The organism is Sphingobium sp. AP49 (assembly GCF_000281715.2).
Classification (GTDB): Bacteria; Pseudomonadota; Alphaproteobacteria; order Sphingomonadales; family Sphingomonadaceae; genus Sphingobium.
On sequence record NZ_CP124576.1, the window covers coordinates 3,532,811 to 3,546,142 of the forward strand.

Annotated in this window: 10 protein-coding genes; 6 read left to right on the plus strand and 4 right to left on the minus strand. The window is 65.6% G+C overall.

Annotated features, from left to right (window positions below):
• Positions 1-15: 15 nt before the first annotated feature.
• On the minus strand, positions 16-867 hold the full coding sequence (locus PMI04_RS16900) for a hypothetical protein (protein WP_007714169.1): 852 nt from the start codon (positions 865-867) through the stop codon (positions 16-18).
• Positions 868-1,275: 408 nt separating this feature from the next.
• On the opposite strand from PMI04_RS16900, the gene PMI04_RS16905 reads away from it, so the two are divergent.
• The gene (locus tag PMI04_RS16905; protein ID WP_007714166.1) at positions 1,276-1,569 is read left to right on the plus strand and encodes a hypothetical protein; all 294 of its coding nucleotides are present in this window, start codon (positions 1,276-1,278) and stop codon (positions 1,567-1,569) included.
• Between the two features lie 279 nt (positions 1,570-1,848).
• Positions 1,849-2,778: an ABC transporter ATP-binding protein gene (locus PMI04_RS16910; protein ID WP_007714163.1), complete on the plus strand. Its 930-nt coding sequence runs from the start codon at positions 1,849-1,851 to the stop codon at positions 2,776-2,778.
• Here the strand turns inward: PMI04_RS16910 and PMI04_RS16915 are convergent.
• On the minus strand, positions 2,756-4,300 hold the full coding sequence (locus tag PMI04_RS16915) for a glycosyltransferase family 39 protein (protein ID WP_238536000.1): 1,545 nt from the start codon (positions 4,298-4,300) through the stop codon (positions 2,756-2,758). The two genes, PMI04_RS16910 and PMI04_RS16915, sit on opposite strands and share 23 nt — an antisense overlap.
• Positions 4,301-4,542: 242 nt before the next feature.
• Between PMI04_RS16915 and nadB the strand changes: the two genes are divergently transcribed.
• Positions 4,543-6,147: an L-aspartate oxidase gene (nadB, locus tag PMI04_RS16920; protein ID WP_007714157.1), complete on the plus strand. Its 1,605-nt coding sequence runs from the start codon at positions 4,543-4,545 to the stop codon at positions 6,145-6,147.
• Positions 6,148-6,264: 117 nt separating this feature from the next.
• Here nadB and PMI04_RS16925 read toward each other — a convergent pair whose 3' ends face one another.
• Positions 6,265-7,107 (minus strand): alpha/beta hydrolase, encoded by an 843-nt coding sequence (locus tag PMI04_RS16925; RefSeq protein ID WP_037487241.1) that lies wholly within the window; start codon positions 7,105-7,107, stop codon positions 6,265-6,267.
• Positions 7,108-7,262: 155 nt separating this feature from the next.
• Between PMI04_RS16925 and PMI04_RS16930 the strand changes: the two genes are divergently transcribed.
• Complete coding sequence (locus PMI04_RS16930; protein ID WP_007714151.1) at positions 7,263-8,411, plus strand: serine hydrolase; 1,149 nt, start codon at positions 7,263-7,265, stop codon at positions 8,409-8,411.
• 3 nt (positions 8,412-8,414) lie between these two features.
• Here PMI04_RS16930 and PMI04_RS16935 read toward each other — a convergent pair whose 3' ends face one another.
• Positions 8,415-9,218 carry a transporter gene (locus tag PMI04_RS16935; RefSeq protein WP_007714147.1) on the minus strand — a complete coding sequence of 268 codons (804 nt, stop codon included), beginning with the start codon at positions 9,216-9,218 and terminating at the stop codon, positions 8,415-8,417.
• A gap of 105 nt (positions 9,219-9,323) precedes the next feature.
• Here PMI04_RS16935 and PMI04_RS16940 point away from each other — a divergent pair, with 105 nt between their 5' ends.
• Entirely contained in the window at positions 9,324-10,415 is a 1,092-nt protein-coding gene (locus PMI04_RS16940) for an FUSC family protein (protein ID WP_007714144.1), read from the plus strand.
• A 47-nt stretch (positions 10,416-10,462) separates the two neighbouring features.
• On the plus strand, positions 10,463-13,255 hold the full coding sequence (polA, locus tag PMI04_RS16945) for a DNA polymerase I (RefSeq protein ID WP_007714141.1): 2,793 nt from the start codon (positions 10,463-10,465) through the stop codon (positions 13,253-13,255).
• The last annotated feature ends 77 nt before the right edge of the window (positions 13,256-13,332 follow it).

Below are 13,332 nucleotides of genomic sequence, written 5' to 3' on the forward strand. Positions count from 1 at the left end.
ATGCGGCTGCGCTGCCTAGGACTCGTGCTTGTGCAGCCACTTCAGAAACGGGATCGCGACCAGGGTGTTGATCGCCGCCGCCAGGATAATCGCCGCCGGGGCCAGCTTCGCTTCCGCAAAACTGGTGGTCGCTATGCCGATGGCGACGCCGGGGTGGCGGGCGGCCGAGGCCAGCGCGAGCACGATCCTGTTGTCGCGGCTGTCGCCGGCCAGACACCAACCCGCGCCCAGGCCGACCAGACTCATCACGACCAGCGCAACCAGCGTCCCGTCGCCAAGCAATTTGCCGATCGCCGGGGCCAGCGCGACCAGCAGGGCCAGCACACCGATCGCGAACAGGATGTTTGCGACCTTGCTCAATGGCCCAGCAACCGCCGCGGCCCGCCCCTCCCCCAGCACCCGCTGGCCAAGCACGCCCAGCAGCAGCGGCAGGGCAATGGTTAGCCCCAGCGTGACTGCCATGCCGCTGCGCGACACCTGTGTCTCCACGCCGTAGATCGCACCGGTCAGGGACAGGCCGATCGGTGCCAATATCAATGATGCCAGCGCCGCAGCCACCAGCAGGCCGGTAATATACGCAGCATCTCCGCCCGCCTTGACCTGCTTGCGGGGGAGCAGCGGCGGAACGGGCGAAAAGGCCAGCGCGACGAGCGCGATCTTCACCGCCCCCTTGAGGTCGAAGATATTCGCCATCAGGATCGCAGCGGCGGGCACCAGGATGAACATCGCGACCATCGCCCGCAGGCCGAGGCGCCATTCACGAAACAGATACAGAAAGTCCCCGGCGCGCGCGCGCAACGCAAGGGAGAAGACCGTGAGCATCACGCTCAGCAGCACGAGCAATTTCATGGCCTGCACAAGCGTCATGTCGGTCTCCGATCTGGTTTCACAAGCGGCCGGTCTGGATGCTGCCCATATCCCTGCTCGAACGGATGGCCCGGCCCCGCAGACTGAAAAATCTGCCGCATTAGTGCAGGGCGGACCGGATTTTACCATCGGGGAGATTCCGGTGGTTATTGCGGGAAACCCCCTGCTCCTGGTCCGCCGCTCAGAGGGGCGAGCCACCATGATGGCGATGGCCGGTTTGGGCGCAGCAAAGATGCACGGCTCAAATCCGCTACCACCTTGCCCGCAAGGGTGGCCCGACCGAGGACGCTGGAACCAGATCCCTGCCCGGTTGCGCGCGCCGTCAAACGGCGTCCGGATCGCAAAAAGCCGTCCCTATCCGCACCGCGCTCCTGTCCTACACGCATTTTTCCTGATCTATCCTGTCGGATGGAACAGCCCCTCCCCAATCCGCCCGCCGCGCCAGCCCGGCCCCGTACCCCGCGCCGCCAATGGACACCCGATCGTCAGCGCCGCTTCCTCGCCGCGCTGCTCGAAACCGGCAATGTCAGCCATGCCGCGCAACTGGTCGGCATGTCCCGCTCCAGCGCGCACCGGCTGCGCGATCGGCTGGCCGGCACCGGCTTCGACCGAAGCTGGACCAGTGCACTGGCGCTCCACGCCGCCCGCCGGGCCGATCCGCTCGCGCCGATCCGCCCGCACAGGGGGCCGATCGGCCGATAAATGTCGCGTCCCTGTCGCCTGACTGTCGCGTCGCTGTCGCTTCGGTGTGGCGTCCCAGTCGCCTCCGTGTCGCTTGCATGTCGCGTCACCGGCGCGTCACAGGCGCGCTTCCGCCAAAATCGCCCGGAAATCGCGACGCAGAACGGTGTGAACTTTCAACTGTCGCGTCGTTCAAGACCTTGATCCTTTCAGGTCGAAACGGCCTGAAAGGTGAATCAGGGTCGCCAATCGGGGAACGCCCCTTCCCTTCCCCCGCTTCGATCCCCATAGAGATCAGCCATGACCGACCAGCCTGCGCAAGCCGCCATCGAGATCCGCGACCTGACCAAGGTCTATAAGGGCGGCAAGCGCGCGCTCGACGGGATCAACCTCTCCATCCCGCGCGGCCAGATCTATGGCCTGCTCGGCCCCAATGGCGCGGGCAAGTCGACCACGATCAACATCCTCGCGGGCCTCGTCAACAAGACCAGCGGATCGGCCAGCATCTGGGGCTTCGACATCGACGCCAATCCGCGCAATGCGAAGAACAGCATCGGCATCGTGCCGCAGGAGATCGTCTTCGATCCCTTCTTCACGCCCTTCGAGACGCTGGAGAACCAGGCCGGCTATTATGGCGTGCCCAAGGACAGGCGCCGCTCGATGGAGTTGCTGCGCGCGGTCCATCTGGAGGACAAGGCCAATGCCTATGCCCGCACCCTGTCGGGCGGCATGAAGCGCCGGCTGCTGGTGGCCAAGGCGATGGTTCATTCGCCGCCGATCCTGGTGCTGGACGAACCCACCGCCGGCGTCGACGTACAATTGCGCCAGCAGCTCTGGGCCTATGTGAAGGAATTGAACGCCATGGGGGTGACGATCGTCCTCACCACCCATTATCTCGAAGAGGCCGAGGAGCTGTGCGACCGCATCGGCATCATCAACCATGGCCGGGTCATCACCGACAAGCCGACCCGCGAACTGATCGCGATGGCGCAGGAAAAGGTGGTGCAGGTCACCGTCGACCGCGACATCACCGCCCCGCCCAGCGATCCCAGCTTCGAGAAGGTCGAACTGACCGACGAACGCACCCTCACCATCACCTATATGAAGAACCGCGCCAATGCCGGCCAGGTGCTGAGCGCGGTGCAGGCCGGCGGCCTCGCCATCGTCGACGTCGTGACCCGTGACCCCGACCTGGAGGATGTCTTCCTCAACCTGACGGCGGCTGCGTGAGCGAAGCCTGACCGCCGTTCCATCGCGCGAGGCAGCCATCCCGCTCCAGGATGATGTCGGCGCCCTGCCGCTGCAGCAGCGGCACTATCGACGGATCGCAGCTGGCCAGGATCGTGTCCGGCGCGGCGCTCGCAATGCCATCCATCTTGCCGACATGCGCGACACTGCGTCCCTGCTGCCGGGCGACCATCGCATAGAAGCGCAACTCGGGCGCATAATGGGGATCGTCCGGTATATTGATCCCCGGTTCGATCAGCAGTACCGGCGCCCGCACCCCGGACAGCGCGTCCAGCAGCGCCCCATATCGCGTCCGTGGATAATGTTCGCGCGGCGCCAGCACCCGCTCGCACGCATCGATCGCCTGCATGGCGCCCAGGGCAAGCAGCGCCACCGGCACCAGCCGCGCGATCCACAGGCTGCGCGGCGCCAATCGTCCCGCCCTCACCGATCGCGTCATCCAAAGGAACAGCGCATGCACCGCCAGCGCGGCGGCGATGGCCAGGAACGGATAGGCCGACAGATAATAATGGGCCAGCTTCGTGCCGCTCATCGTGACCACCGCCAGCTGCCCCACGGCAATGCACAGGGCAAACAACAGCGCCAGCCGCACCCGCCCCCGGGCGAACGGCAGGGCCAGGGGCGCCAGCAGGGTCAGCGTCCCCAGGCTGAACAGGCCCCTGGCAAAGGTCGTATCCAGATAATACCAGGGCGGACCGCTATTGTTGATCGATGCCGGATTGTTGAAGCGGCCGCTGACATCATTGAAGAGCATCGCATGCAGAAACCCCGGCGCCGCCGCTTCTCGCAGGAACAGGAACAGCAGCATCGGCAGCCCCGCCAGCAACGCCGCGACCCAATAGCGGGGCGTCTCGAACAGCCGGTGCCAGCGGCGGACCAGGACCAGATAGAGCAGCAGGCCAGCGCCCGGTATCCCGCCCGCCAACCCCTTGGTCATCAGCGCGCCTGCCGCCATCACCCCGGCCAGCAGCAGCCAGCCGCGCGGCGGCGGCGACCGATGTACGGCGAAGAACAGCAGCAGCAGATACGCGGTGGTAAAAAAGCAGAGCAGCGCGTCGAAATCAGCCGTTCGCGCCCCATGCTCGCCAAAGAAGCCGACGCTGGTCGCCAACGCCATGCCGCCAAAGGCAGCGATCGCCACCGAAGAGGTGATCCGGCGCAGAAAAAGCATGACCAGCAGCAGCGTGCCGAGCGCAGCCATGAGCGACGGCAAGCGAAGTGCAAATTCCGTCGGCCCGAACATGGCCATGCTGCCCGTCATCAGCCAGACCAGCATGGGCGGCTTGGTATTCCAGAGGTCGGGCACGAAATCATAGGTCGTGACCAGGCCGATCCCGCTATGGCGCATCTCCATGGCGCTGATGATGATCCGCCCCTCATCCCAGATGATGATCGGTATCGGGCGACCGACGAGCACCAGCAAAAGCCCAACGGTCGCCATGACCGCCGCCCAGAATGCCGCCTGCTGGAAACGCCCATTCCCACCCCGGACAGCCACCATCATCTCTCGCCCCCGTGCCATGGAGCTGACATGGAAGCATTGGGTAAAAATCCGGCTAACCACCATGTCGATTGCGCAACGCCAACATTTTGCGGCCCCGCCAACATCCTCTGTCCTACCGGGCAGGAAGCCGCTATGGCCCCGACTTCCACATGCGATATTCGGCCTGTGCGCATATTGCACTGGCCGATGGCTGATTGCGCTTTGATTGCCCAACCCGCCACCGGAGGGGACAAGGTCTAGAAATGCCCACCATCACCTATGACGTCGTCATCATCGGTTCCGGCGCCGCCGGGCTGACAGCAGCCATCAACCTCGCGCAGGACCGCAAGGTGGTGGTACTCGCCAAGGGCGCGCTCGATGGCGGTTCGACCAACTGGGCGCAGGGCGGCATTGCTGCGGTACTCGACGCGGGTGACAGTTTTGCGGCGCATGTCCATGACACGATGGTCGCGGGCGCGGGCCTCAACGATCAGGACACGGTCGAGTTCGTGGTGTCCGAAGCGCCTGCCGCGATCGATCGCCTTGCCGAACTGGGCGTTCCCTTCAACGGTGGCGAGAAGTTCGGCGAACGCTGGCACTTGACCCGCGAGGGCGGCCACAGCCACCGCCGCATCGTCCATGTCGACGATGCCACCGGCCATGCGGTGCAGGTCGCGCTGCTCAAGGCCGCACGCGCCAATCCCAACATCACCCTGATGGAGGATATGGTCGCGGTCGATCTCATCACATCGCGCCATGGCGAGCGCTATTCCGGCGACGGCCATGTCTGGGGTGTCTATGCCTTCAACAAGCTGACCGGCCATGTCGACGCGATCCTCGGCCGCGCAACCATCCTCTGCACCGGCGGCGCGGGCCGTACCTATCTCTTCTCCACGGCGCCGCGCGGCGCGACGGGCGACGGCATCGCCATGGCCTGGCGCGCGGGCTGTCGCGTGTCGAACATGGAGATGAACCAATTCCACCCGACCTGCCTCTACAATCTGGAGGTCAAGAATTTCCTGATTACCGAGGCCGTGCGCGGCGAAGGCGGGCATTTGAAGCTCCCCCCCGGCGCGCCGGGCGGCGGCGAGCGCTTCATGCCCCGCTTCGATTCCCGCGCCGAACTGGCGCCGCGCGACGTGGTGGCGCGGGCCATCGACCATGAGATCAAGCGGCTCGGCCTCGACTATGTCCATCTCGACATCAGCCATAAGCCGCCCGAGTTCGTGAAGCAGCATTTCCCGACCATCTATGCCCGGCTGCTCGATCTCGACATCGACATCACGAAGGAACCGATCCCCGTCGTCCCGGCGCAGCATTATACCTGCGGCGGCGTCATCATCGACCTGGACGGCCGCACCGATCTGCCCGGCCTCTATGCCGCCGGCGAAGTGACCGAAAGCGGCCTGCACGGCGCCAATCGCCTGGCCTCCAACTCGCTGCTCGAATGTTTCGTCTTCGGCGAGGCGGCGGCGAAGCATATCCGGACGAACTGGGACGATCTGCCCACCCCGCCGCCGATCCGGCCCTGGGACGAAAGCCGCGTCACCAATGGCGACGAGGAAGTCATCGTCCAGCATAACTGGAAGGAAATCCGCCGCTTCATGTGGGACTATGTCGGCATCGTCCGCACCACCAAGCGGCTGGAGCGCGCCCAGCATCGCATCGACCTGCTGTCGAAGGAAGTCGATGAATATTACGGCAATTTCCGCGTCACGCCGGATCTGATCGAACTGCGCAACCTGCTGGAAGTCGCCCGGCTAGTGGTCCGCTCGGCCCTCCATCGCAAGGAAAGCCGCGGCCTCCACTACACGCTCGACTATCCCGAAACGCTGGCCGATGCCATCGACACGGTGCTGGCGCCCTGAGCCAAAAAAGAGGCGCGGCTTTGGCCAGCCGCGCCTTTGAAGGGAGGAGGAGCAAACGCCTAGGCGTCGTCTCGCCGACCACCCTAGCGCCGGCATCGACCGGCGCTTTGATCCAGATCAAAGCCCCTTGAGGAAATTGCCCAGCGCCGCATTGAAGCGGGTCGGCTGGTCGGTCATCACGACATGGCCGCTCGGTCCGATCGGCAACAGCTTTGCGTCCTTCTTCGCCGCATAGGCGGCACGGAAACGCCGGGTAATTTCGACCGACTGGGCCTGGTCGGCACCAACGGCATAGACCACCGACATCGGCACCCCGATCCGGGCGAGCTGGGGACCAAGATCGGTATTGGCCAGATCGCGCAATGCGGTGGCGATCACCTCCGGATTGCTGCCTTCCGCCCCCGGTGCCTGCGCGACGATTTGCGCCAGATAGCGGCGCCCGGCCGCAGTGCCGGTGAAATATTGGCTCAGCTGGTCGGCAAGATAGCCCATGCCATTGGCGGTGCCGCCGACCATCGCCGCGCCCGCCGGCAGCATGTCGACCACCATCACCCGGCCCGCCACGCCCTTGACCCCCTGCATCATCGCCAGCGTGCCGCCCATGCTGTGCCCGACCACCGCCGGCCGCTTCAGCCCGGCCGCAGCGATATAGCGGGCAATCTCGTCCGCCACCGGCTGCACCACCGGCCCGCTGCCATTGGCGTCAGCCGCCAGCCCCGCAAAGCCGCGCACCTGCACCAGATGCCAGCGATAGCCCGGTACTTGGCCGGTCACGCCGTTCCAGATGCCCGGACCACTGGCGAGGCCAGGGATCAACAATACGTCCCGGCCGCTGCCGCGCACCGTCACCATGATCCGCCGCGAGGCAAAGCCCGCCGCCAGCGCCGGCATTGCCCATCCCGCCGCGAGCGCGCCTGCGCCCCGCAGCAACGCCCTTCGATCCATCAGTCCATCCATCATCTGCCCGCTATTGCCGCCCTGCCGCTGAACCGCAACTGAGCGCAGTTCCTCCGTTCAGACTCCTTACATCGCAAATCCGGAATCATTCGTCGCATCCATCTTGCCACTGGCGGCCCGAGCCGCGCCTTATGGCGGCTTGAAGTGCGGGGTTTCTGATGCGTTTTGATAATGGCTGGCGTGCGTCGTCACGCCTTCTGCTTGCGGTTATTGCCTTGTCCGCCTGTGTCGGCGCGCCGCCTCAACCCAGTGCGCAGGCCAGCAGCACGCGGCCCAGCAATCCGCCGCGCCCGACGGTGCAGCCCACGACCAATACATGGCCGATCAAGCAGGTCGCCAACCCGCCCCCACCCTATAAGGATATCGACCAGCGCGAGCAGCCTTCGCCCGCCCTCGTCAGCGTGATCCAGAATCTGGGCCAAAGCTTCCGGGGCAAGGTCGGCATCGCGGTACGCCGGGTCAATTCCGACTGGACCGTCGCCTATAATGGCAGCGCCCTCTTCCCGCAGCAGAGCGTGTCGAAACTGTGGGTGTCGATGACCTTCCTCGACGCGGTCGATCGCGGCAAGATCCGCCTGTCGGATTCGACCACGATCACGAAGAAGGATCTGACCCTGTTCCACCAGCCCAGCGCAGCGATGGTCGGCGCGACCGGCTGGACCACCACCTATTCCGACCTGATGCGCCGCGCGATGACGCAGAGCGACAATACTGCCAACGACACACTTCTGCGCGCCGTCGGCGGGCCGGATGCGGTGCGCGGCTATCTGGCCCGCCGCCACATCGCCAATATCCGCTTCGGCCCGGGCGAACGGCTGCTGCAATCCACCACCGCCGGTCTCGACTGGCGGCAGGATTATTCGATCGGCCGCAATTTCTATGCCGCCCGCGCGCAACTGCCGATGTCGGTGCGACAAAAGGCACTCGACAATTATCTCGCCAGCCCGCCGGATGGCGCAGCCCCTGCGTCAATCGTCGAAGCGCTCGCCAAGCTGAAGGAAGGCGACATGCTGTCCTCGGCTTCGGCACGCCTGCTGATGGGAATCATGGAGGAAGCCAAGACCGGGCCGCAGCGGATCAAGGGCGGCGTGCCGCATAGCTGGTCCTATCTGCACAAGACCGGTACGGGCCAGGATCTGCCGCCACGTTCGACCGGCTTCAACGATGTCGGCATCATGACTGCACCGGACGGCACCAGCTACGCCGTGGCCGTGATGATCGGCAGCACGACGGTGTCGATCCCGGAACGCTGGCAGTTGATGCAGGCGGTCGCCAAGGCCGTCGTCGCCAATCACGAGAAGCGCTGACGATCAGAAGCGCCTGACCACACCGACATAGAGTTCGGCGTCCGGGCTGTCATGATTGAGGCCCAGATTGGCGCCGAGGTCGAACTGCATGTCGTCGCCGCTTTGCCAGCCCAGCGACAGGCCGGCCAGCGCCTGCATCGCATGGCCGTCCGGATCCTCGTCGCGCATCAACGACGCTTCGATCGATCCGGACAGCTCGTCGCTGATCTCGAAGCCAAGCCCGGCGACGCTGCCATAGGCCAGATGCCGGCCATCGCCATCCTCATCGACCGCCGCATCAACCTCCGGCGTGGCCTGGAGCGTCAGGCCATGGCCCAGGTCATAGCTGATCGGCACCAGCAGCCCGGCGCCCCAATCGCCGTCACCGATCGCATCGCCGCCAGTCGGAAGGCTGGCATAGGGCATGACCGCGATCGAGAAGCCCGAACCATCGGGATTGCGCAGATTCTGCCGCAGCGCGACACGCATGTCGCCGATGCCACTGTCCGTCTCCACCGCGCCGGTTACCCGATCGCGCGTGCGCACATGGCCAAAGGCGGTCCAGCCCAGTTGCGCTTCCATGCTGTCGGTCAGGCCGATGCGCAGCAGTGCGTCGCCGAAGTTCACGGTGTCGGTGCGACTTTCCGCATCCTGTTCGCGGGTCCAGTCGCCCAGCCCCAGCTCGACCTGCACCTTGCCCGGCGCCATGGTGCAGGGTGGTGTATCGAGACCGGGACGGTCAGCGCAAAATTCTCGCGTTTCCTGCGCGAAGGCCGCGCCGCCATGCGCCGCTATCCCCACCAATATCGCCACGCCCCATGTCCGCATGTCCAGCCCTCCCTCTCCCAACCCGTTTCCAGCGCAACGAAACGGACAGGAAGCAGCAAATATCCCGCGCTGGCCTTTACTGTCCCGCTGCGGCACTAAGTCCCTATGCCGCGCTCCTTTTCCTCGCTGCTCGACCGCGTGACGCCGCGCACCATCGATGAGCTGGAATGCGCGTTGTCGGTACTGGGCGCGATCCTGCTCGCCCATCTGCTTGGCGCCACCCATGTCTCCTGGGCCGCCTTTGCCGGCTATATGGTGATGCGCGGCCATGCCGCCGAGACATTGGCACGCGGGGTGCTGCGGATCGTCGGCACGGTCGCGGGCGGCCTGATCGCGCTGGGCAGCGCGCCCTTCATTGTCGGTTACTGGCCGGCCGCTGCAGCAGCGCTAGCGCTGATGGGGACGATCAGCCTCTATGCCGCGATCACCTCCCGCCGCTCCTATGCCTGGCTGTTCTTCGGCCTGACCTATGCCATGGTCGTGCTCGACAAGATCGAGCATCCCGCGATCGCCCTGCCCGAATTCGTCCAGACCCGCGTGCTCGAAACGCTGGCCGGCATCGCCGCCAGCCTGATCGTCAGCCTTGCCTCCACCCTGACCCTGCGCCGCCGCTGGCCGGCCAAGCGCACCCCGGCCGCGACCGGCGCGGGCTGGCACGGGGATTCGTTGCGCCATGCGCTGCAGGCCGGCGTGGCACTGGCCCTGCTGGTGGCGCTCAATGCCTGGATCCCGGTGCCCGCGCTGGCGCAGGGGGCGATCATGATCATGGCGGTGATGCTGCTGCCGGTCACCGGCATCGGGTCGAGCGGCCTGGCCCCGGTCAGCCAGCGCATCCTGCAACGCATGATCGGCTGCATCGGCGGCGCCTTGTTCGCCGCCTTCTTCCTGGTCGCCGGCGCCGACAATATGCCGCTGCTGCTCGGCGCCACCGCGATCGGCGTGATGCTGGGCCGGCATCTGGAAAATGGCGATCCGACCCATCGCTATGTCGGCACCCAGTTCACCCTGGCGGTGCTGGTGATGCTGGTGCCCGACCGTTATGACCGGCTGGTGCTGGAGCCGGGCGTCGAGCGGCTGATGGCGATCTTCATCGGCATGGCCGTGCTGATGCCGGTGCTGCTGGTCGGCCATATGCTGCGCGGCCAGCGCGCCGACGAAGCGACGGCCCAGACCAGCGGCGAGAGCGGCGACGTATAAGCGTCGGGCACTGGAGCGGCGGGCCAATCCCCGCTATCCCCTGCCCCATGTCTCAGCAGAATCATCTCTATCTGGTCGACGGCAGCGGTTATATCTTCCGCGCCTATCACCAGCTTCCGCCGCTCACCAACCAGCATGGCCAGCCGGTCGGTGCGGTCTATGGCTATACCACGATGCTGTGGAAGCTGGCCGAGGAACTGGGCAAGGCGGAGGGGCCGACCCATCTGGCGGTCGTGCTGGACAAGGGCAGCCACACCTTCCGCAACGACATGTACGACCAGTATAAGGCGAACCGACCGCCCGCGCCCGAGGATCTGGTGCCCCAGTTCCCGATGATCCGCGACGCCACCCGCGCTTTCTCGCTCCCCTGCATCGAGGAAGCCGGGTATGAGGCGGACGACATCATCGCCAGCTATACCCAAGCCGCCGTGCGCGCCGGCTGGCATGTCACCATCGTCAGTTCCGACAAGGATCTGATGCAGCTGATCCAGCCCGGCGTCGACATGTACGACACGATGAAGAATGAGCGACGCGGTGCCGACTATGTGATGGGCAAGTTCGGCGTGCTGCCCGAGCAGTTGGGCGACGTGCTGGCGCTGATGGGCGACAGCGTCGACAATGTGCCGGGCGTGCCGGGCATCGGACCGAAAACCGCGGCCAAGCTGATCGGCGAATATCACGACCTGGAGCATGTGTTGGAGGCTGCTCCAGCAATGAAGAAGTCGAAGATGCAGGAAAACCTCATCGCCCATGCCGACATGGCCCGGCTGTCGCGCAAGCTGGTGGCGCTGCATGACAGCATGGATCTGCCCGAGCCGCTGGACGATCTGGCGCTCAAGGGTATTCCCAAGGAACCGCTGCAGGCCTTCCTGTCGCATCATGGCTTCAAGACCCTGCTCAACCGCCTGGGCACGCCGGCCGCTGCGGTCGCCGTCGCCAGTGCCGCCGCGGCAACCAGCGCCGACGCTCCGCCCCCGCCGCCGGTCGAGGTGGAGCATCCGCCGATCGACTGCGCCCTGTATGAAACCGTCACCACGGTCGAGGCGCTGCAGGTGTGGATCGCCGAAGCGCAGGCTCTAGGCGTGGTCGCGGTCGATACCGAGACCGATGCGCTCGATAGCATGGAATCGGGCCTGGTCGGCATCAGCCTGTCCACTGGACCCGGCCGCGCCTGCTACATCCCGCTCGCCCATCGCTCCGCCGACGACATGTTCGGCGAGGTGCCGCAGCAGATCCCGCTCGACGACGCGATCCGGTTGCTCAAGCCGCTGCTCGCCGACGATGCGGTTCTCAAGGTCGGCCATAATATCAAATATGACCTCAACGTCCTCGCCCGGGTCGGGCTGGAGGTGACGCCGATCGACGATTCGATGGTGATGAGCTTCGACCTGGATGCCGGCAAGTCGCTGGGCGGCCATGGCATGGACGAGGCCGCGAGCGTTCACCTCAATCACACATGCATCAGCTTCAAGGAAGTGACCGGCACCGGCAAGAAGGCGATCAGCTTCGCCCATGTGCCGCTCGACAAGGCGACCGCCTATGCCGCCGAGGATGCCGAGGTCACCTGGCGGCTGTGGCACAAGCTGTCGGGGCGGCTGGCCGCCGAGCAGGTCACGCGGGTCTACCAGCTGGTCGACCGGCCGCTGATCCCGGTGGTCGCAGGCATGGAGCGGCAGGGCATCAAGGTCGACCGCGAAGCCCTGTCACGCCTCTCGGGCAGCTTCTCCCAGTCGATCGCCGGTCTGGAAGCCGAAATCCACGAACTGGCCGGCCACGCCTTCACCATCGGATCGCCGCAGCAGCTCGGCGTCGTCCTGTTCGATGAAATGGGCCTCAAAGGCGGCAAGAAGGGCAAGAGCGGCACCTACTCCACCGACGTCACCGTGCTGGAGAAGCTCAAGGCCGAAGGCTCGGCCATTTGCGGGCTGGTGCTGGAATGGCGCCAGCTTTCCAAGCTCAAGTCGACCTATACCGACGCGCTGCAGCAGCAGATCAACCGCGATACCGGCCGGGTCCATACCAGTTACTCGCTGACCGGCGCCCAGACCGGCCGCCTGTCCTCGACCGATCCCAACCTGCAGAATATCCCGATCCGCACCGAAATCGGCCGACAGATCCGCCATGCCTTCGTCGCCGAACCCGGCAATGTCATCCTGGCGGCGGACTATAGCCAGATCGAGCTGCGGCTGGCCGCGCACATGGCCGACGTCCCCGCGCTCAAGGATGCGTTCGAGCAGGGCGAGGATATTCATAACCGCACGGCCATGGAATTGTTCGGCGAGGTCAATCGCGACACGCGCGGCCGCGCCAAGACGATCAACTTCGCGATCCTCTACGGCATTTCGCGCTGGGGCCTGGCCGGTCGGCTGGAAATCAGCGCCGACGAGGCGCAGGACATGATCAGCCGCTATTATGAGCGCTTCCCCGGCATCAGCGTCTATATCAACGAGACGCTGGAAAAGGCACGCGCCAACGGCTTCACCGAAACCCTGTTCGGTCGCAAGACCTGGTTCCCGCGGATCAAGGCGGCGGTCCAGCACGAACGGCAGGGCGCCGAACGCGCGGCGATCAACGCGCCGATCCAGGGCACCAGCGCCGACATCATCAAGCGGGCGATGGCCCGCATGGGCCCGGCGCTCGAAGCCTCGGGCCTGCCGCGCGTGCGCATGCTGCTGCAGGTGCATGACGAACTGGTGTTCGAACTGCCCGAAGCCGATGTCGAGGCAGCCAGCAAGGTGATCCGCCAGGTTATGGAAAGCGCCGCCGAACCGATGGTCAGCCTGTCCGTGCCGCTGGGCGTGGAAATCGGCACCGGTCCGAGTTGGGGCGCGGCGCATTGATGCTCGGGCGGAGAATCTAAGATCCCAACATCTGCTGGCGTGACCGGGCTGTGCCCCTCCACTCCCCGTCATGCCAG